Source organism: Hymenobacter mucosus (assembly GCF_900188255.1).
Lineage (GTDB): Bacteria > Bacteroidota > Bacteroidia > Cytophagales > Hymenobacteraceae > Hymenobacter > Hymenobacter mucosus.
Genome location: NZ_FZNS01000006.1, coordinates 376,467 through 396,571 on the forward strand (window position 1 = coordinate 376,467; position 20,105 = coordinate 396,571).

Below are 20,105 nucleotides of genomic sequence, written 5' to 3' on the forward strand. Positions count from 1 at the left end.
TTGAGGAGGGGCTAGGGGTGGTTGACTGACCTAGAACGAAAGCTATAGATAGCGTTGTTCTATGGGTAATCAACTATGCTCAGCCTCTCTAACTGAGACGGTGAACTAGGCCTATACTAGCTCTAATCCCACTTTTTTCTTCAAGACTAACTACAATGAATGCATATATCGTAGCTGGTTACCGCACGGCCGTTGGCAAAGCCACCCGCGGCGGTTTCCGCTTCACCCGCCCCGATGACCTCGCCGCCGACGTCATCAAGCACCTGGTCGCCTCCGTGCCTGCTCTTGATCCTACTCGCATTGACGATGTGATGGTAGGCAACGCGGTACCAGAAGCGGAGCAAGGCCTGCAAATGGGCCGCCTGATTTCGTTGCTGGCCCTGCCCATGAACGTATCAGGCCTCATCGTGAACCGCTACTGTGGTTCCGGCGTGGAAACCATTGCCATGGCCGCCAGCAAAATCACGGCTGGCATGGCCGACTGCATCGTGGCCGGTGGCACCGAGAGCATGAGCATGGTGCCCACCGTGGGCTGGAAAACAGTGCCGAATTACAAGCTAGCCCAGCAGCACCCCGACTACTACCTCGGCATGGGCCTGACCGCCGAAGCCGTAGCGCAGGACTACAAAGTGTCGCGCGAAGACCAAGATCAGTTTGCTTACAACTCGCACCAGAAAGCCATTAAGGCTATTCAGGAAGGCAAGTTTAAGTCGCAGATTGTGCCCATCACGGTAGAGGAAACTTACCTCGACCAGGCCACCAGCAAGAAGAAAACCCGCTCTTACGTAGTCGATACCGACGAAGGTCCTCGGGCGGATACCTCCCTGGAGGCGCTGGCCAAACTACGTCCGGTATTTGCGCAGAACGGCTCCGTAACGGCTGGTAACTCCTCCCAGACTTCCGATGGTGCCGCTTTCGTGCTGGTAATGTCGGAGCGCATGGTGAAGGAGTTGAACCTGGAGCCCATTGCTCGCATGATTACCTACGCCACTGAGGGCATTGACCCGCGCATCATGGGTATGGGCCCCATTAAGGCTATTCCGAAGGCGCTGAAGCAAGCCGGCATGCAACTCCAGGACATCGACCTGATTGAGTTGAACGAGGCCTTCGCTTCTCAGTCGATTGCTATTACCCGCGAGCTGGATATTGACGAGAGCAAGCTGAACGTAAACGGCGGCGCCATCGCGCTAGGCCACCCACTCGGCTGCTCCGGCGCCAAGCTCAGCATTCAGCTCTTCCATGAGCTGCGCGAGCGGGGCCAGAAGTACGGCATGGTTACCGCCTGCGTAGGCGGCGGCCAGGGCGTAGCTGGCATTTATGAATTGCTGAAGTAAGCTGGTAGCGTATTCGGTCGTCGGTGGCGTGCGTCTTTCGGAAAACGTGGCAGCGTTTTTCACTGGAAAACTCACTTGACCCACGACACCGACCGCCGGATACGCTCCATTTTCAGAACCAGATACTTACGTAAGCTGTTCTGCTTCTAAAGATTATAAACCCCGGCCTGCGGGGTTTCTTTTTCGGAAAGTACTCGGCAAGCATAACATAATTTGTTATCTTTCGGTATCCCACACAGAAGGGGCTATTGGCGGCCTGATAGTAGGTATGCCGAGCATCTTCCCTCTAATTGACATCGATTTTTCCAACCCCCTACATCTCACCCGGTCATGGAAGTAACCAACAAGCTTGTGAAAGGCGGCGAGTTCATCATTAAAGAAACCGACGCTCAGGATGTATTTACCCCCGCCGATTTTTCGGAGGAGCAGAACATGATGCACCAAACGGCCCTGGACTTCGTCGAGAAAGAAGTGCAGCCCCTACTGGAGCGCCTTGATAACCACGAAGAAGGCCTGATGCGTGGGCTGATGGAAAAGGCCGGGGAGTTGGGCCTGTTTGGGGTCAGCATCCCGGAGCAGTACGGCGGACTGGACATGGACTTCACTACCTCCCTGCGCGTGACCGAAGGCGTAGGCGGTGGCCACTCGTTTCCGGTAGCGTTTGCGGCCCACACGGGTATTGCCATGCTGCCCATCCTGTACTTCGGCAACGAAGAGCAGAAGGCTAAGTACCTGCCCGGACTGACCAGCGGTGAGCTGATGGGTGCTTACTGCCTCACGGAGCCCGGCTCTGGCTCAGACGCGCTGGGTGCTAAAACCAAAGCTATTCCGACCGAAGACGGTGAGCACTATGTGCTAAACGGTCAGAAGATGTGGATTACGAATGGTGGTTTCGCCGATGTATTCATTGTATTTGCACAGGTAGACGGCGACAAGTTCACTGGCTTCATTGTGGAGCGTAACACGCCCGGTCTGAGCCTCGGTAATGAGGAGCACAAGATGGGTATCAAAGGCTCTTCTACCCGTCAGGTATTCCTGTCGGATGTGAAGGTACCGAAGTCTGCCGTACTGGGTGAGATTGGCAAAGGCCACCTCATTGCTTTCAATATCCTGAACATTGGCCGTATCAAACTGGCTGCGGCGTGCTTGGGCGCTACCAAAATGGCGTCTACGCTGAGCGTGAAGTACGCCAATGAGCGGGTGCAGTTCAAGCTGCCTATCAGCAAGTTTGGTGCTATCAAGCACAAGCTGGCTCAGCAGGCCGTGCGTATCTACGCCGTAGAATCGGCTATTTACCGCGCCGGTATGGACATTGCCCGCATGGAGCAAGAGCTGCTGGCAAAAGGCCAGAGCCATAACGAGGCCCTGCTGGGTGCTGCTCGTGAGTTTGCTGTGGAGTGTGCTATTCTGAAAGTAGAAGGCTCGGAAGTACTCGACTATGTAGTGGACGAAGGCGTACAGGTGTATGGCGGCTACGGCTTCTCGGCCGACTACCCCATGGACCGGGCGTACCGCGACTCGCGCATCAACCGCATCTTCGAGGGCACGAACGAAATCAACCGTATGCTGGCCGTTGACATGATCCTGAAGAAGGCCATGAAAGGCGAGTTGGATTTGATGGGCCCTGCCCAAGCGGTACAGCAAGAACTGATGGCTATTCCAGATTTCAATTTGGAGGAGGAAACTGGTTTGTTCGCTGCTGAGAAAAAAACCATCCAGAAGCTGAAGAAGGCCATTCTGATGGTAGCTGGTACAGCTGTTCAGAAATACATGAACTCGCTCGCCAAAGAGCAGGAAGTATTGATGAACATTGCCGACATGGCTATCAAAGTGTACACCGCCGAAAGCGTGCTGTTGCGCGTGGAGAAGGAGGCCGCTACCAAGGGCGAAGAAGCCCTATCGGTACAGGCTGACATTGCCCGGGTGTATTTGGCTGACGCCGTAGACCAAGTGCAGAAGTTTGGCAAGGATGCCATTGCCTCCATGACGGAAGGGGACGAGCAGCGTCTGATGGCTATGGGACTGAAGCGCTTCACTAAAGCGGACCTGTACAACGCCAAAGATGCTCGCCGCCGTATTGCCGACGTGCTAATTGCCGCCAACGAATATGCTTTCTAAGCCACAGAAAAATTAATTGCTTAAGTTCAAGTAACAACGAAAAGCCCCCTCTGCTAGAGTAGAGGGGGCTTTTCGTTGTTGTGCGCGGCTATTGAATAACAATCTGATGACGAACAGAGTGATTGTCAATCAGGAAGTGAAGTGAATAAATGCCGGCAGAAAGATGCTGAACGTCGAAGCGCGTCTCGGTATACGTTTCAGAGGTAGAGGCTGGCAGCAATTGGCGCCGTACTACTTGCCCTAGGCTGTTGTACAGTAAAACCTGAATGGCCTTTGCAGTAGAAGCTCCCTTAAGCGAAGGGAGACGCAAGGTAAAGTGAGTAGATGCTGGGTTGGGGAAGACCTGTAGCTGTGCGGCAAAGGCCGGATTCTGGGTGGCCGTTACAGTGGAGCCAAGTTGCGCTACAAAAGGACCAGCTTCTGCGGTAGTAAAGGAGCCAAAAGCCGCAGTAGCGTCACAATAACCTGCTACCACAGGTTCACCTGCGGGACTCAACGATAAGCCGTAGCCAAAGTCGCGGCCAGAACTGCCGGCTCGAGTGGCCCATTGCCATTGGCCCGTAGCTCCGGCTAGCTTTGCTACAAAGACATCTTCGTTGCCAGCGCTAAGTAGTGGAGGCAACGAACCGAAGGTGGCCTCCTCGTTGAATGTGCCAGCTACTAGCGCATCGCCGCTAGGGGTAGCTATTACAGTTGGTTCGGGAGCATAGTAGTAGTCGTTGACCTGCGTAGCCCATTGCCACTGGCCTGCTCCATTTACTTTAGCCACAAAAATTGCTTGCGGCCAAGAATCACTAGGTGCCGTGAGTACGGGTGTGGCGCCAAACTGCGCAGATCGGGAAAAGACACCCGCTATAAAGGCCTCGCCGGAAGGTGTGGTAGCTATACTTAGCCCGCTTGTAGACCCGGGGCCAGCTACCTGGCTTGCCCACTGCCACTGTCCCGTACTACCAGTCAGCTTAGCCACGTAGGTATCGGCCATAGTGCTAGTGAGAGCGGGGAGGGCTCCAAACTGCGCAGTGCCAGAGAAAGAGCCAGCCGTAAATACGTCTCCGTTGGGTAGGGCTGCAATTATTCGGCCGGTACTCTCTGCCCCAGGTATTGGAGTTGCCCATTGCCACTGTCCCGTACTACCGTCGGCCTTTGCCACAAAGGCGTTGGGGCCAATGTTGCCGGCGGTTGCTGTAGCACTAGTGAAGCTAATGTTGTCTCCGAAACTAACCCGGCCCCTAAAGAAGCCAGTAAGGATAGGGTCGCCGTTAGAAGTAAGCGTTACTTGTGTTGCTTCATCGGCATCAATACCAAAGCCTTGGGTAGTTGATACCCATACCCATTGCCCTGTATTACCATTCAGCTTGGCCACAAAAGCCTCACGGCCGCCCCCGCCCCCGGTTGGCAAGGTGCCAAAAAGATTTCCTTCTAGGCAATAGCCTACGGCCACTACATCACCGGTTGAAGTAAACGCAGCGCTTTTCACGGCACTTTCTGTATATGAGGTGCCAGCCTGAATGCTAGTAGACCATAACCACTGCTTACCTCGAGTATCGTACTTCGCTATAAATCCTGTAAACCGGCCCGTTGGCAAGGGTGCTAGAGTGCCAAACTGAGGAACTCCTGTATAGGAACCCATCAGAATAACGGTACCGTTGGGCCCGGCTGCACAGTAGTTAGGGCGGACGGTGGTGCCTGCCGGCTGGGAGCTAACTGCTAATGCACTCCACGTGGGCGTCTGTGCAACAGAGCCTGCTGGAATGGCTAGCCATGCTACACACAAACACAACCATAAGCGGTAATAGGAAATAAGTATGGATTTCATGGTAACAGCTTAAACGTGAATAACTGCTATAATATACTGATTATTTAATACATGCAATTCGGCCCCACAATACCCGGGCATCTGTAGTGCTCAAGTGCTGTAGGGCCGAACTGTATATTGAAGTAATTGGGCTACTTCACCACAATTTTATTTAGCATTAGGGCCGAAGATTTTTTGCTAGGGCGGCTCACGCCTACAATAGTTTTAGCATCTAGCCATCCGGTAAAATCCTTCACATAGGATGGGTTCTGGTCGGCTGCTACATTCAGTCCCAGACTTTTTGGCTCTTGCACGGCACCGTTCTGTCCGTTGAGCCGGCGTAGGTAGAGGTCAGATTTTCCTTTGATTTTCTCCCAGGTTACAAGCTGGAGTTCGGATCCAAACATAGCGGCCCGGTAGCCTATACTACTAAATCCTTCGGCGGCGGGCGCTACTTGGTCTTTCGCCACAATACGCTGCCAACTGGGGGTAAGAAACTCGTTATATCCGAACACATGTAGTTCGCGGGTATGGCCCGGGGAGTCGTCGCCTCCTTCCTCGAATTTCTTTTCTGCCAGCACAACGAGTTGCTTCTCTTCGGTCAGGAATAAGTCGGTTAGGTACACATCCTCGAGTCGTTTGGCAGTAGCACCGCTGGCCTTATTTACTAGTGCTAAGTACTCGGGCGCAAATTTTACCTCGGGCGCAAATTTCATTTCGCTCTCGCCGCTAAAGTCAAACTTTATAACTTTTAGGCTGTGGTACAAACCACTTTCACGTTCATTGCAAATGGCGGCGGCATATAGCGTGTTATCGGGCTGTAAGGCAAAGCGGGAGTCAAATACGTTGACCACCTTGCCACCGAATGTACCGCCCACTGACACCGACATTACCTTGATGTCGGGGGAGTCGTTGTGGTAGCGCCGCACGGTAAGTTTCTTCATCTCATCACCCACCAACGTTACGTACTGGGTGCCATCATTGCCCACGTGCACCGTGGTAGAGAAGAAACCGCCTTGGTCATGAAAGTCGTAGGTGCGGTCTTTTAGCTTCTGTAGCTTCTCATCAAACACGGTTGCGCTGATAGCTTTGATTTGCGCTTCGCGGGTCAGGTAGCGCCAAGCAACTAGCTTGGTGCCGTCCGAGGAAAATGATACACCTGGCCGCCGGTCGCGGCTGCCTGTTTCAATCAGTTTCTTACTACCCGACTTTTGTCCATTAGCAAGAGAGATAGTATGGGCGGAGAGGGTTTGGACAGATCCTTCCTTTTGGTAGACAACCACTACCGCCTGCTCCGCAGAACGAGCAAATCCATCAACCGCCTGATCGGAAGTGAGGGGTACGGCTGCCGACCATAGTCGCTTCAAATCCGCGTCGTACCGCTCAATCGTATATTCTCCGGCTGCCTTGTGAGCTAAAATAACAAAGCCCCCACCAGGCAAAATGAGGGTCTTGCTAGGTACGCGCTGATTATACCGGTCATCGGATTTTTCCGGGAGGTAGCTAAAGGAAGCCGACTTTACTTTCTGAGCTATCAAATCTCCTGAAGCCAGTTGAAGGCTGGCAGCGAGTAGGCTAGTTGCCAAAATATAAGAAAAACGCACAGGCAAAGGCAGTTAAGAAGCCAAGAATAAAAAGACTGAAAAATGTACTCTCCAAAGGTATCCAACTTCTGTTGTTCTCCGTACAACCCGCGCTTCCCTAGCAAGTTGCTAGTTAAGCACTGTTTCTTCACGCTTACTTAACGCTAAAGAGGCTGATTTTAACGTAAAAAGCGACAAACTTTGTGATGACAAGCGAGACGCAACGTTCCTTTTTTGGGACGAGGTCTTTCGATTGTAGTCCTAAAAAATATGAATATTCTTCAATAGATCATTTTCACGCATCGTAGAGAGCCACTCTGGAGGCATCTGCATTGGTTAGCCCTAGCTTCTTACTATGGCTAAAGCATATTTCTTCTCATGATTAGTTTGGCCTAAAAATTGATAAGCCAGACCAGCCTTCAAAACGGTACTGCACACTATGAAGTCTTTACTCAAGTTTTTTCTGCTTTTCTCGCTAGTTATTTTGGGCAAGGTTGCCAAGCAGCAAAGCTTTACTGTTACTACTGCCAAAGCTTCACGGATTGGATTGCAAGCCCCTATTCGTAGTGCTTCGATGCTCAACTCTCGGTTAGCAGCAAAAAGTGAAGTTTCTGGTGGTGGTAGCTATTTCTGGCAAACAACAGCACCAGTAACCAACGAGCACGTTAGTTACGAATAGCTTCGGTAGGCGACTCTTAAGTCGCCTTTTTTGTGCTCTACCCCATAGAAACGGGTCAGCGAGAGTCTACCAGTAGACTCTCGCTGACCCGTTTCTATGAGAAGCAAATGCCTCGCTCTTGGTCAGCTAATGCGGCTCCAATTGACGGCCGTGGCGGGCAAGCTTTCAATATGCCGACGGATAGGCTGGTTGTTTGGCTTGTGAAGGCCAGGATCGTCGGTGAGGAGGGCTTGGGCGGCGGCTCTACTCTCGGAAAGAATACGGCCGTCTTTTGCCAAGTCGGCAATCAGCAAATCCAGTACGCCGCTTTGTTGGGTACCCATAAGGTCGCCGGGGCCCCGTAACTTCAAATCGATATCGGCAATTTCAAATCCATTGTTGGTACGCACCATGGTTTCAATGCGCGTGCGCGAGTCTTTGCTGAGCTTGTAGCCGCTCATCAGGATACAATAACTCTGCTCGGCGCCCCGTCCTACTCGGCCGCGGAGCTGGTGCAACTGGGATAGGCCAAACCGTTCGGTGCTTTCAATAACCATAACGGAAGCATTGGGCACGTTCACCCCCACCTCAATAACAGTGGTAGCTACCATGATCTGGGTTTCTTGCTTCACGAAGCGCTGCATTTCGGCATCTTTCTCTCCCGCCGTCATGCGCCCGTGCACAATGCTGATCTGGAACTCGGGGAAAGCGCGCGCAATACTCTCGTAGCCATCCATGAGGTCTTTGTAGTCCGCCATGGCTTCGCTTTCCTCAATCAGGGGGTACACGATGTATACCTGCCGACCCAAGTTGATTTGATCACGCAGAAACTGAAATACCTTGAGCCGGTTGGCATCATAGCGATGCACCGTTACGATGGGTTTGCGGCCAGCAGGTAGCTCGTCAATTACAGATACGTCCAAGTCACCGTAGAGCGTCATGGCCAAAGTGCGAGGAATAGGCGTAGCCGTCATGACGAGTACGTGGGGTATCACATGCGGGTTCTTCTGCCACAATTTAGAGCGCTGGGCTACCCCAAAGCGGTGCTGCTCATCCATGATGGTAAGGCCCAAATTCCGAAACTGCACCACATCTTCTAGCAGGGCATGCGTGCCTACGAGCATGTGCATCTCGCCGGAACGCAGCTGCTCGTGTAGTACGCGCCGCTCGGCGGTGCGGGTACTGCCGGTGAGCTTACCAATCTTGAGGCCTAGTAGGTCTGCAAACTGTTTTAAGCCCACATAGTGCTGATCCGCTAGAATCTCAGTGGGAGCCATTAAACAACTCTGGGCCCCGTTGTCGGCCGCCATCAGCATGCTAATGAAGGCAACAATAGTTTTGCCTGAGCCTACATCGCCTTGCAGCAAGCGGTTCATTTGCTTGCCCGAGCAAAAATCCTTGTAGATATCGTGAATAACGCGCTTTTGGGCTCCCGTGAGGTCGAAGGGCATCACGTTCTTATAGAAGTGCACTAGAGTAGGCACCTCCTTAAATACTTGCCCTGCTAGCTCCACCTTGCGCTGGTCTCGTTGACGCAACAGCTTTAGCTGTACATAGAACAGTTCCTCAAACTTGAGTCGGAACCGAGCCGTTTGGAGCAGTTCCGTACTCTGCGGGAAGTGTATCTGCTGAATGGCCGTGGCTTTATCCATCAAGCCGTACTGACGCACCAAGTCCTCCGATAGAGTTTCGTGTACTTGCGGTAAGGCAATCTTCAGCAGATCGGCTACCATGCGGGCAATAGCCTTGCTGTCTATGCGATGGTAGTTCTTGAGCTTCTCAGAGGTGTTGTATACCGGCTGCAAGTAGCTTTGGCCAGCCTTTGCTTCGGTCACTTCTTCTAGTTCAGGATGAGCCATTTGGGGTCGCCCATTAAACATGGTCGGTTTCCCGAAGACAATATACTCCTGATGGTTTTTAATGATTTTCTCCAGGTAATTTACCCCTTTAAACCACACTAGCTCTAGCTCGCCGCTGGCATCAGCCACTTTGGCCACCATGCGCTTCTTGGGGCCTTCGCCCACCACTTCCCGGTTGCGTAAAATGCCCTTTATCTGCACAAAGGGCAGGTCGTCATGCAGGTCGCAGACGTTGTAAAACTGCGTACGGTCGAGGTAGCGAAAAGGGTAGCGCTGAATTAGGTCGCCGTACGTAAACAGGCCCAATTCTTTCTGCAGCAGCTGGGCCCGCTGCAAGCCTACGCCACGCAGGTACTCTAGTTTGGTTTGAAAGAAATTACTCATAGTTCCATGAGCAGTGAACTAGGAGCCGATAACAAAACTCCCACAAGCATGCCACAACAGGCTTGTGCTACGCGGGGTGTATCGGTCTAGTCTACTGGTATTTCAGCGTGTTCAGGAGCTGTACAATATCTTTCTTCACGTAGTCGATAACCGGAGCCAGCGAGTCGTTTGCCGTGGCTGTGCGGAAATACAGGGCCCCGCGGAAGAAGTGCTTGGTGCTATCGGTAGTATAGAATTGAAACTGGCTAGGTACATCGCCCTGCAACTCAAAAACGGACACCCGCATTCCGTTTGGGGTCTTCAGTACACTCTCGTCAATAGCCGTAGCTTTGATTTGATGTTTGCTGGTGAGTTTGCGGGCGTCTTCAAGAAGCTTGTTGCTTAACTGCCGGCTTTGGCGCAAATCGGAGTAGGTGATCTGGACGCTGGCGTGCAGCTGAGGATAATACACATTAATCCAATGCGGCTGCGCCAAGTAGGAAGAATCACGCAAAATCTTGGCGAAGCGGGAGTACTGGAACGTGTATGGGTGCCCAGGAGCCAATTGTTGGTATCGGTGGGGCGGAAGATCAATACGATTGAACCCCTTAGGTTTGGGCGTGTAGTCGGGTGCTTCATTGCAGCCGACCAAGAGGGCCACGCTAGTCAATGCCGTACCCCAGGTGCTCAAAAAACGGAAAACAGCCATACAAGACGAATGAGAAAGTAAAGGTAGCTACAACGCGTCAGGAACCGGCCCTAGTTTCCCCTGGCATTTGTAAGCCAGCAAGACTGTTTCCCCAAACTACCTGGCTTGACCTATTGTAGGAAGCAAAAAGCCCTGAGCAGTTGTCAGGGCTTTAAGTAGTGCTGTGAAAAAGCTTAGAAGGGTAGCCGGTCTAGCTCGGGTTCTTGCCGGAATGTAGCAGGAGCTTCGGGGGCAGCAGGCTGTTCGGGGGCTGGGCTTTCGCCTGTGGTTCGAACTCCCAACAAGGAGATTTCCTCGGCTACGATTTCTGTAACGTAGCGGGTCTGGTTGTCCTTGTCTTGGTACTGCCGGGTCCGGATGCGCCCTTCCACGTATACCTGCTGGCCTTTGCGTAAGTGCTTTTCGGCTAGTTCTGCCAAGCCGCGCCATGCTGCAATAGTATGCCACTCGGTACGCTCTACGCGGTTACCCTGCTTGTCCTTGTAATACTCATTTGTAGCCATCGTAAAGTTAGCTACTGCGTTGCCGCCTTCCAGATGCCGCACTTCGGGGTCTTTGCCCAAGTGGCCAATTAGAATAACTTTGTTTACGCTTGCCATGCCGTTGAAAAAGAAGATGTTGAAAATTAAATAGGGACTATTTTTCTTTGTTTAAAGATACGAATTCTGTGGTTAATTGCCAACTTATTTAGTTAATTAAAAGCCGATATTACTAATATAATTGGTAATAAGAATTGACTTTGGCAACGATTCTATTTCAGAGGCTTTGTACGGTAGCAAACCTGCAGTAGCAAGTGCCTTTGGAGTAAGTGGTGCTTCCAACTTCACGGGATGAAAGCGAGCTTCTACTTTTTGATGGCTTAGAACGTGCCGCAAGCTCTGAACAGGCTCTTCTACCTGAGCAAGATCTATGCGGCCGCCCAGTGCTTCTACTGTGTCAACTACCGTGCGTGCGGGTAGATCAGCCGAGTCGGCTTCATGCAAGGCAAAGTCATACAGCCCTTCCCAAATATCTTTAGGCCCCCGTTTGCGCATGTACAACGTGTCTTCGTACTGAAGCACGAAGTAGTGGAAGTAGCGGGTGCGGCCCGCTTTTGCCTTGCTTTTCACCGGCAATTCAGAAATCAGCCCGTGTTGAAAAGCATAGCATTGACTTTGCAGAGGACAAAACAAGCAATCTGGTTTCACAGGGGTGCATTGAATGGCCCCGAACTCCATAATGGCTTGGTTAAATTCTGCCGGTTGATCAGCCGGAATAAGCGTATCAGCTACTTGCTGAAATACCTTACGGCTCGCGGGCGCTGCAATATCCTGGGCTAAGCCAAACACGCGGGCTAATACTCGGTATACATTGCCATCGAGTACCGCTACCTGCTCATCATAGGCAAACGATGCAATTGCTGCGGCAGTGTATTGCCCCACGCCCCGCAGCTTCAGCAGCTCGGCGTACGTGCCCGGAAACCGTCCGCTGTATTCCTGCACCACTTGCTGAGCAGTATGGTGCATGTTGCGAGCCCGCGAGTAATATCCTAACCCTTGCCAATGGCGTAGAACTTCGTCTTGGGGTGCTGCTGCTAAATCGTGTACAGTGGGGTAGGTCGTGATGAAATCGAGATAATAGGGTAGGCCCTGTTTCACCCGAGTCTGCTGCAAAATCACCTCCGACAGCCAAATGGCATAAGGGTCACGAGTGTGGCGCCAGGGCAGGTCGCGACGGTGGCGAGGGTACCAGTTCAGTAGGGCTGCGCCAAACCAAGGATTGGAAGATGAAACAAAAGTTGAGCTCAAGGCTTTGAGAAAGAAATAGTTGGATGCAACCAGGTAACCATACCCGATTGCAGTGAAATCTATTGTAAAACCAAAAAAGGCAACTACCTTTGTGCCCCTCAAAACGTTAGCAACCCCTTACCGGGCAAGTGCTTACGTTTTGGGGACGGCAAGTTTTGCCAAGCACCCATTTTTCACACCTTAGTACACATACCAGCGTGACTAAAGCAGAAGTAATCGCCGAAATTGCCGACAAAACCGGCATCGAAAAAGCAGACGTTTCGGCTACCGTAGAAGCCTTCTTCAAAGTGGTGAAGGACTCTATGGCCGACGGCAACAACATCTACGTGCGTGGCTTTGGCTCGTTCGTAAACAAAAAACGCGCGAAGAAAGTAGCCCGCAACATCTCCAAAAATACGTCGATTATCATCGACGAGCACTTCATCCCGAGCTTCAAGCCGTCGAAGACCTTCATCGGTAAGATCAAGAACAGCAAAAAGATCAAGGAGACGGCTAACGCCTAATTTCTTGGTTACGTTATTGCCGGCTGAGCCGCTGGGTGTCTACCTGTTGGACATCCGGCGGCCTGCTTTTTCATCTTATTAATGGCGACTACTTCCTCTTCTTCGAAGCATCAACTGTTGGTTCTAGCGCTAGCTGTAGCGCTGGTTGTGGGCTTGTTTTGGCTGCCGAAGGTGATTGTAAAGCCCAAAGGTGACAAAGGGAGCCTGCAAACGGCTGCTAGCACAGCAAACCGCGACGCCGGAGCCGCTGCCCCCTCCACAGCCGCCAGTGGCTTAGACGAGCATGGCCATGACACAGGTGCTACTCCTGAGCAGCCCCACATGACTGTGCCGGCTGCCCAGCGCACCGAAATCAATGGCCTGCTGACTAAGTACAACGCTGAGCAGAACATTACTGCCAAGCTGCGGCTGGCTTCTGAACTGGCTGCCAAGTACAAAGCAGTTGAAAAGTTTGACAGCGCTGGCTACTACTACGAGCAAGTAGCCTTGGTGCGTCCTGGAGAGCAAGCGTGGAAACGCGCTGCCGATGAGTACTTCGAGGCGTATAGTTTCGCAGCTACTGAGGAGCGGCAAAAGCTGCTAGGTGCTAAGTGCCAGGAGTTGTACGGGAAAGTTCTCAAGAATAACCCCGACAACCTCGATGCCAAAACTAATCTGGGTATGGCATTTATGGCGAGCACCAATCCTGTGCAAGGAATTCAACTCCTGCGCGAAGTCTTGGCTACCGATCCGCGCAATGAAAAAGCCTTGTATAACCTTGGTTTACTGGCTATTCAAAGCAATCAGAACGACAAAGCAGTGGAACGATTCCGGGAATTGATGAAAGTCAATCCTGAAAACGTCAATGGACAGTTCTATCTTGGCGTCTCGTTAGCTCGTAACGGAGCTAAGGAAGAGGCTCGTCAGGCTTTCCTGAAAGCCAAAACGCTCAGCACCGACCCGGCTCTGGCTGCTTCGGTAGACGAGGAACTGCAAAAGCTGCAATAGCCTGTTACGAGCTGTCTTGCAGCCGAAACAAAGAAATCAAAATCATTTAACCACCTAACTCATCATCATCATGCCCTGCGGTAAAAAGAGAAAGCGTCATAAGATTGCCACTCACAAGCGGAAGAAGCGCCTGCGCAAGAACCGTCACAAGAAGAAGTAAGCCCTTCCGGGGTTTGCTGGCGGGTTATTTCGTACAGAGATTATGACCCGTGTATCTCTCACTTAGCATCTCTGAGAGTGGCTAGCTACTTGCTTTCCCCCCGGCTTAAAAGGGAAGTTGGCGCATTATGCGCTGGCTTCCCTTTACGGGTTTCTGGTGGAAAGCATCAGCGGCAGCTCTCACGGGAGGCTACTATAACCGCTTAATCCATTGAGTAACGAATTAATCATTAATTCTACTCAGGACGGAGAACGGATTGCCCTACTACAGGACAAGCGGCTGATCGAATACCATTTCGACCGCAATGACACCGCCTACTCGGTTGGTGACATCTTCCTGGGTACGGTCAAGAAAGTTATGCCCGGTCTGAACGCCGCGTTCATTGACATTGGGTATCAAAAAGATGCCTTTTTACACTACGGCGACTTGGGGGAGAGCTTCCCCTCGCTAACGAAGTGGGTAAAAGGCGTACAATCGCAGAAAATTCCCGTTGGGCCCCTAAAAACATTCCAGTTTGATGGGCCGCTCGACAAAGTCGGTAAAATCGACAGCACCCTGAAGAAGGGCCAGCAACTGCTGGTTCAAATCATTAAGGAGCCTATTTCTACCAAAGGTCCGCGCCTATCAACGGATATTTCCATGGCGGGCCGTTACTTGGTACTGGTTCCTTTCTCTAATGTCATCAGCGTATCTAAGAAGATTGTTAGCAAGACGGAGCGGGAGCGGCTCAAGCGCCTCATTGCCTCCATCAAGCCCGACAACTTTGGTGTCATTATCCGAACTGTAGCCGAAGGGCGTGAGGTAGCGGAGCTTGACAAGGATATGCAGAGCATGGTGGATAAGTGGGATACACTCTTCCAGAATCTGCGTAAGGCCAAGCCAAACGACAAGATACTTGGAGAGTTGGGCCGTACTAGCTCCATGTTGCGTGACATGCTCAACGAGTCGTTTGATGCCATTACGGTAGATTCGACGCCCATGTACGAAGAAATGCGGAATTACCTGCAGCAGATTGCGCCCGACAAGCTCGGCCTGCTGAAGCTACATTCCGGCAAAGTAAAGGTCTTCGAGCATCTGGGTATCGAAAAGCAGCTTAAAACGCTGTTTGGTAAAACCGTAACGGTACCCGGCGGCGGATATCTGGTTATTGAGCACACAGAAGCCCTGCACGTTATCGACGTTAATTCAGGCAACAAGAGCAATCAGGAAGGCGACCAAGAGGCCACAGCCCTGCACGTGAACCTCGCGGCTGCCAAAGAAGTAGCCCGCCAGCTTCGGCTGCGCGACATGGGCGGTATCATCGTCGTCGATTTCATCGATATGAAGTCGGGCGAGAGCCGCAAGAAGGTAGAAGATACGGTGCACAGCATTATGAAGCTGGACAAAGCCCGGTATACTATTCTGCCAATCACCAAGTTTGGTTTGCTTCAGATTACCCGGCAGCGTGTGCGGCCGGCCGAAGCCATTGTCACCGGCGAGGTATGCCCCACCTGCGGTGGCACGGGCAAGATTTCAGCTTCCATCCTTGTGACGGACGAAATCGACAACAGCATTGAAGACCTACTGATTACGCAAAATCAGTCAGGCATTACGCTTTACGTACATCCCTTCTTACATGCTTACTACACTAAAGGCTTAGTAAGTCGGCAAATGAAGTGGTATCTAAAGTATTACAAGTGGGTGAAGGTTACGAAAGACACTAGTCTGGGCTTAACCGAATACCGCATCGAGGACGAGCAAGGCGAGGAAATCGAGTTGCACTCTGCCGCTGCGGCCATGAGCCGGTTGCAGGACCGGGAAATAGAAATAACTGACTGACGGATTTTTTCTGCGAGAAAACTCCTCCTGATAGAAGAGAGGCCCGGACTACAGGTAGTAGCCCGGGCTTTTTTATGCAAGCAGCCAGTGACTAAGCACAGCTTTAGCCGTTAAAAGCACCCATTGAATGGGTAGAAAGGTCCATTTAGCCAGATGTCTGACCTTTTAGTAAGTGAAAACGTATTTTCGAGGCTGTCTTTATGGTAGCTCTCACGCATGCAATTTCCTGTTCCTACTATCTTATCAGATCTGCCATCAGAATTAGCGCAAGCTCAGCAGCGTATTCAAGATCTGGAACAGGCCTTGCACCTTGCCAATGCGCAGAGTGAAACAGTAGGCCAACGCCTAAGTCAGCTGGTAGACCACCTGCAAGAAGGGGTGATGCTGACAAATGAGAAAGGTATTATCGTGTTGCTTAATGAGCAGTTTTGCTTGCTATGGAAATTGCCAACACGGGCTGTCTATTGGCACGGTCGGTCTTGGCAGGAGCTAGGTGCGGCTGCCAGGCCATTAGCCGCTGATCCAGTTGCATTCGAGCACCGTCTGCAGGAATGCAGGGCCCAAGGAGAAGCTGCTTTTAACGAACCCATTTTCTTGGCGGACGGACGCGTGTTGGAGCGGGATTTTGTCCCGATACAAGACCCCGGCACTCCGGCAGTATTGCTGGTGCGACTACGTGATATAACTGAGTACTATAGCGTTACAGAACAGCTTCGGGCCGTTGCCAGCATTCCTGGTCAGAACCCTAATCCTATCTTTCGGTTCGATACAGCCGGGGAAGTACTTTATAGGAACACTGCCGCCACTGTTTTATCTGAGCCTTTGTTGGGTCCGGAGCAGGAGAATTTGTTGCAGCAGCTGCAACGCTTGGCAATGGATGCTTTGGCTGCTAAGGAGGTCAAGCAAGTGGACTTGGCAGTAGCCACGGGGTACTACACGGCTTTCGTAGTACCTATTGAAAAGGAAGGATACGCTAACCTCTACCTAGCCAATATTACCACGCGCATTCTGGCCGAACAGGAAATGCAGCAGGCTAGGTTAGAGGCCGAGGCTGCGGTGCAGGCCCGGGAAAACTTCTTAGCCAATATGAGTCATGAAATTCGCACGCCCATGAATGGCGTGCTGGGTATGGCTGGGCAACTAGGAAAAACTCGCCTCGACGCTCGTCAGCAGGAGTTCCTGCGCATTATCCGAAGCTCGGGCCAGCATCTACTGAATATTATTAATGACGTGCTGGATATGGCCAAAATTACTTCGGGTAAGCTAGAATTCGAACAAACAGCTTTTAACCTCTGCGACTCGATAAGTTCCGCGCTACAGCCGTTAGTTATGCAAGCCCTTGAGAAGGGGCTGACTGTAGAAGGCACGCCGCTCCGTGATTCTTGCCCGTTGCCCTGGGTGCTGGGCGACCCATACCGTATAAATCAAATTCTGATTAATCTGATGGCCAACGCCGTGAAGTTCACGGAGCCAGGCGGTCGGATTACAGTAATCGGTAAGCAGATTGCTACCAGCACGGACACGCTGACGGTGGAGTTCAGTGTGACCGATACGGGAGTGGGTATTCCGCTGGATCAGCAGGCGCGCATCTTTGAAGGATTTACTCAGGCCTACTCTGATACTACCCGACGCTTCGGGGGTACAGGACTAGGGCTAAGCATTTCACGCGCTATTGTGGAGCAGCTAGGGGGCACCCTAACGGTAGAAAGTGAGGTAGGACGCGGTAGCACGTTCCAATTTACCCTCACGCTCCCACGCACGCACGCAGTACCCACTTCGACTCTAGCGCCCGCATTCGATACCGGGGCTTTGCAGGGCCGCCGAGTACTACTGGTTGAAGACAATGAAATCAACCGGGATGTAGCACGCATGCTACTAGAAGAGTGGGGCGTAGTAGTAGACGAAGCAGAAAATGGACAGCAGGGTCTCGACCTGTTCAATCAGCATCACTATGATGTAGTGCTAATGGACATTCAGATGCCCGGGATGAGTGGTTTAGAAGCGACGGCAGCTATTCGCCAGCTGCCCGACCGTAAGCGGGCCAATGTGCCAATTTTGGCTCTTACTGCTAACGCGTTTCGGGCTGATAATGTGCGCTACCTTGCAGCAGGTATGAATGCGTGCCTGACTAAACCATTTGAGGAGGCGGAGCTGTATCAGCAGATAGAACGCTTGCTCAAGCAGGCGGTTTCCGTCGTTGAGCCCAGCTATGATCTTACCAAGCTACGTGCGCTGTCCCATGGTCGCGACGCGTTCGTGGGGAAGATTATTCGCTCTTTTCTAAATAATATGCCCACCAGTATTGCGAAGGTAGAAGCTGCGGCGGCTACTCACGACTGGCCGCGAGTGGCGGAGCTAGTGCACCACATCAAACCAAGCCTGGAGTCGCTTGGTATACACAATGTGAGTGCCGCAGTGCGTCAGCTAGAACAGGGACCGAATGGGGCCGAAGCAGAGCAGCTACCTTTGCCGGAAGCAGTAGCGCGACTGGTAGCGCAAGTGAACCGGGCATTGCAGGAACTGCCGCAGGAGCTATCCTAAAGTTCTAGCCAACAGGCAAAGCCAACTCCTATAGTTCACGTAAGCTTTGGTAAAAGGCTTCTTGGTATGATTTACCAATTGGCACTGCGTAAGGGCCAAGCTTCAGCGTATTGTCTTCAATGGCATCAATACGCTGGGTATTGATGATGTAGCTACGGTGTACGCGCACGAAATGGGCAAAAGGCAACCGCTCGGTAATAGCTTTGAGCGTAAGGTACACAATGTGCTTTTGAGCTTTTGTAACGATGATAGAGTACGTCGATAGTGCTTCGATGTAGTAGACATCGTTGAAATCGAGGCGCACCATACGGGTGCCTACCTTCACAAATAACTCGGTGCTAACGGGCTCTGGTTGGGGTGCTACTTTTACGCTGCGCTGCTCTAGCACACGCTTAATTGCCTGCGTGAAACGCGAAAATTCAACTGGCTTTACTAAGTAGTCGGCGGCGCGAAGCTCGAAAGCGTCTACTGCAAATTCTCGGTGCGTAGTAACTACAATAACCGTTACTTCTGAAGGAATCAGACGTGCCAACTCCAGACCGGAGAGATGAGGCATCTCAATATCAAGTAATAAGATATCGGCACGGCCGCCTTGGCGGAAGTATTGCAGCGTTTCTAGACTTCCTGGTAGGGAAGCGGCTAACACCAACTCGGGAGTTAGTTCCACCATATGTTCTAGGGTTAAACGGTTGATTTCATTGTCATCAACAATGATACAAACAGCGGGTGTGGACATGAAACTAGTGCGCAAAACGATCTAACTCTGAAAGCACATAGACATCCTAGTTTCCCGAATCGAGACAGAAAGGAGGTTTACAGGCAATTCTTTACGAACCTAATTCTAAAATGTGGAAAGCTCAACAATACTCGGCGAGATACTCAAAATGCCAAGTAAACTAGCGGTGGCTCACCTACAAGTCAACGATATATTATCTTTTATCCTACCATAAGAAACTGCCAAGGAGCCATGCGATACTGATTCGTTCTTGAGGTAAGTGCTACTATGAGATAGCGCGATGCGGTGAATACGTAGAGTAACCCGCCTACTAGACAGAAAACCTGTGGGTTAAGAAAGAGAAACTTGCTGTTAGGCCAAATAGCTAGGGGGTAGGGGGCAAGGCAAGTACGTTTGCAATATCCTGTTACGGATACTGTTTCTGCTCCTCTACACCTTGCGCAAAATGAAGTTCTCCTATTGTTTGCTACTAGCTGGCTTGATGCTAAGCGGTAGTAGCCAGGCGTTGCCCCGACATCATAATCGTCAGTTGATCGGAGCCGACCACGAGCTACCTGAGCCCGTAGGCTATAGTGCTTTGCTTAATGCGCAAACACACTGCCTGACAGGCTATTTAACTAAGGCCCTGCACCTCACTCACTGGCAACGTGCGGCTGTGCGGCGGATTGCTCACGAGCAGATGCAGCAGTTGCTTTTACAGAATACATCAGACTTGACGGTACTTCCCTTGGATGATATTATGCTTCAGGTTCTAAATCCCGAGCAGTACAGTCTCTTTCAGCGGCTGCCATCTTACGCTTGGGTAGTAAGGCCCGCTTCTACATTTGAAAACCAAGTGGCCAAGCACTAAAACGGTTGTTGCATGCCTATACGAATAGTCTTTGGCCTGTTGCAGTTTCTGCTGTTGGCTACAATTTGCTTTGCTGGCGCCTACCATCTCACTCGACGGCCTCAGTCCGTTGCGGCCCCCAGAACTATTATGGTGGCACCCGGGGTAGAGGAACACACCCTGAGCATGTTGCCCTCGAATTAAACGTGCTGAAGTTGTGCCCTTACCAACCCTTGTATGATTACAGTGCCTTTCGTAGAAGGGTAGCCAGAAAAGGAAACGAGGTCACCAACTATCCCTAAATGCGGGGCTTCGGCCCTGACAT

Annotated in this window: 15 protein-coding genes; 8 read left to right on the plus strand and 7 right to left on the minus strand. The window is 51.7% G+C overall.

The features are described from left to right. Positions 1 to 155 precede the first annotated feature (155 nt). A complete protein-coding gene (locus tag CHB83_RS16265) occupies positions 156 to 1,334 on the plus strand; it encodes an acetyl-CoA C-acyltransferase (RefSeq protein ID WP_089333354.1) in 1,179 nt (392 codons plus the stop codon). Positions 1,335 to 1,664: 330 nt separating this feature from the next. After that, entirely contained in the window at positions 1,665 to 3,452 is a 1,788-nt protein-coding gene (locus CHB83_RS16270; RefSeq protein WP_089333355.1) for an acyl-CoA dehydrogenase family protein, read from the plus strand. A gap of 88 nt (positions 3,453 to 3,540) precedes the next feature. Here CHB83_RS16270 and CHB83_RS16275 read toward each other — a convergent pair whose 3' ends face one another. Both CHB83_RS16275 and CHB83_RS16280 read right to left on the minus strand, forming a co-directional pair. Further along, positions 3,541 to 5,268 (minus strand): T9SS type A sorting domain-containing protein, encoded by a 1,728-nt coding sequence (locus CHB83_RS16275; protein ID WP_089333356.1) that lies wholly within the window; start codon positions 5,266 to 5,268, stop codon positions 3,541 to 3,543. Positions 5,269 to 5,399: 131 nt separating this feature from the next. Next, positions 5,400 to 6,851, minus strand: a complete 1,452-nt coding sequence (locus CHB83_RS16280) for a hypothetical protein (protein ID WP_143437160.1) — start codon at positions 6,849 to 6,851, stop codon at positions 5,400 to 5,402. A gap of 418 nt (positions 6,852 to 7,269) precedes the next feature. Here CHB83_RS16280 and CHB83_RS16285 point away from each other — a divergent pair, with 418 nt between their 5' ends. Continuing rightward, complete coding sequence (locus CHB83_RS16285) at positions 7,270 to 7,509, plus strand: hypothetical protein (protein ID WP_045688021.1); 240 nt, start codon at positions 7,270 to 7,272, stop codon at positions 7,507 to 7,509. Positions 7,510 to 7,631: 122 nt separating this feature from the next. Here the strand turns inward: CHB83_RS16285 and recG are convergent, their stop codons facing one another. From recG to mutY, 4 genes are all read right to left on the minus strand, one after another. Continuing rightward, positions 7,632 to 9,731, minus strand: coding sequence for an ATP-dependent DNA helicase RecG (recG, locus tag CHB83_RS16290; protein ID WP_089333358.1), 2,100 nt, complete (start codon positions 9,729 to 9,731; stop codon positions 7,632 to 7,634). A 91-nt stretch (positions 9,732 to 9,822) separates the two neighbouring features. Further along, the gene (gene gldD, locus CHB83_RS16295; RefSeq protein ID WP_045688020.1) at positions 9,823 to 10,419 is read right to left on the minus strand and encodes a gliding motility lipoprotein GldD; all 597 of its coding nucleotides are present in this window, start codon (positions 10,417 to 10,419) and stop codon (positions 9,823 to 9,825) included. Positions 10,420 to 10,592: 173 nt separating this feature from the next. Then, positions 10,593 to 11,018 carry a single-stranded DNA-binding protein gene (locus tag CHB83_RS16300; protein ID WP_045688019.1) on the minus strand — a complete coding sequence of 142 codons (426 nt, stop codon included), beginning with the start codon at positions 11,016 to 11,018 and terminating at the stop codon, positions 10,593 to 10,595. 96 nt (positions 11,019 to 11,114) lie between these two features. Beyond that, positions 11,115 to 12,206, minus strand: a complete 1,092-nt coding sequence (mutY, locus tag CHB83_RS16305) for an A/G-specific adenine glycosylase (protein WP_089333371.1) — start codon at positions 12,204 to 12,206, stop codon at positions 11,115 to 11,117. A gap of 155 nt (positions 12,207 to 12,361) precedes the next feature. Here mutY and CHB83_RS16310 point away from each other — a divergent pair, with 155 nt between their 5' ends. The 4 genes from CHB83_RS16310 to CHB83_RS16325 all read left to right on the plus strand — a co-directional run bounded on the left by CHB83_RS16310 (position 12,362) and on the right by CHB83_RS16325 (position 18,215). Then, on the plus strand, positions 12,362 to 12,709 hold the full coding sequence (locus CHB83_RS16310; RefSeq protein WP_161806875.1) for an HU family DNA-binding protein: 348 nt from the start codon (positions 12,362 to 12,364) through the stop codon (positions 12,707 to 12,709). An 81-nt stretch (positions 12,710 to 12,790) separates the two neighbouring features. After that, on the plus strand, positions 12,791 to 13,696 hold the full coding sequence (locus tag CHB83_RS16315; protein WP_045690056.1) for a tetratricopeptide repeat protein: 906 nt from the start codon (positions 12,791 to 12,793) through the stop codon (positions 13,694 to 13,696). A 370-nt stretch (positions 13,697 to 14,066) separates the two neighbouring features. Further along, positions 14,067 to 15,674, plus strand: a complete 1,608-nt coding sequence (locus CHB83_RS16320) for an Rne/Rng family ribonuclease (protein WP_045690057.1) — start codon at positions 14,067 to 14,069, stop codon at positions 15,672 to 15,674. A gap of 216 nt (positions 15,675 to 15,890) precedes the next feature. Continuing rightward, positions 15,891 to 18,215 (plus strand): ATP-binding protein, encoded by a 2,325-nt coding sequence (locus CHB83_RS16325; RefSeq protein ID WP_089333359.1) that lies wholly within the window; start codon positions 15,891 to 15,893, stop codon positions 18,213 to 18,215. 28 nt (positions 18,216 to 18,243) lie between these two features. On the opposite strand, the gene CHB83_RS16330 is transcribed toward CHB83_RS16325, so the two are convergent. Further along, positions 18,244 to 18,951, minus strand: coding sequence for a LytR/AlgR family response regulator transcription factor (locus tag CHB83_RS16330; protein ID WP_089333360.1), 708 nt, complete (start codon positions 18,949 to 18,951; stop codon positions 18,244 to 18,246). Positions 18,952 to 19,396: 445 nt separating this feature from the next. On the opposite strand from CHB83_RS16330, the gene CHB83_RS16335 reads away from it, so the two are divergent. Beyond that, on the plus strand, positions 19,397 to 19,801 hold the full coding sequence (locus CHB83_RS16335; protein ID WP_143437161.1) for a hypothetical protein: 405 nt from the start codon (positions 19,397 to 19,399) through the stop codon (positions 19,799 to 19,801). The last annotated feature ends 304 nt before the right edge of the window (positions 19,802 to 20,105 follow it).

Excerpts from the sequence above, each read along its gene's own strand:
- CHB83_RS16270 (WP_089333355.1), top strand. The coding sequence starts at position 1,665 with ATGGAAGTAACCAACAAGCTTGTGAAAGGCGGCGAGTTCATCATTAAA.
- CHB83_RS16315 (WP_045690056.1), top strand. The coding sequence starts at position 12,791 with ATGGCGACTACTTCCTCTTCTTCGAAGCATCAACTGTTGGTTCTAGCG.
- recG (WP_089333358.1), bottom strand. The coding sequence starts at position 9,731 with ATGAGTAATTTCTTTCAAACCAAACTAGAGTACCTGCGTGGCGTAGGC.
- CHB83_RS16330 (WP_089333360.1), bottom strand. The coding sequence starts at position 18,951 with ATGTCCACACCCGCTGTTTGTATCATTGTTGATGACAATGAAATCAAC.
- gldD (WP_045688020.1), bottom strand. The coding sequence starts at position 10,419 with ATGGCTGTTTTCCGTTTTTTGAGCACCTGGGGTACGGCATTGACTAGC.
- CHB83_RS16335 (WP_143437161.1), top strand. The coding sequence starts at position 19,397 with ATGAAGTTCTCCTATTGTTTGCTACTAGCTGGCTTGATGCTAAGCGGT.
- CHB83_RS16275 (WP_089333356.1), bottom strand. The coding sequence starts at position 5,268 with ATGAAATCCATACTTATTTCCTATTACCGCTTATGGTTGTGTTTGTGT.
- CHB83_RS16300 (WP_045688019.1), bottom strand. The coding sequence starts at position 11,018 with ATGGCAAGCGTAAACAAAGTTATTCTAATTGGCCACTTGGGCAAAGAC.
- CHB83_RS16325 (WP_089333359.1), top strand. The coding sequence starts at position 15,891 with ATGCAATTTCCTGTTCCTACTATCTTATCAGATCTGCCATCAGAATTA.
- CHB83_RS16285 (WP_045688021.1), top strand. The coding sequence starts at position 7,270 with ATGAAGTCTTTACTCAAGTTTTTTCTGCTTTTCTCGCTAGTTATTTTG.
- CHB83_RS16265 (WP_089333354.1), top strand. The coding sequence starts at position 156 with ATGAATGCATATATCGTAGCTGGTTACCGCACGGCCGTTGGCAAAGCC.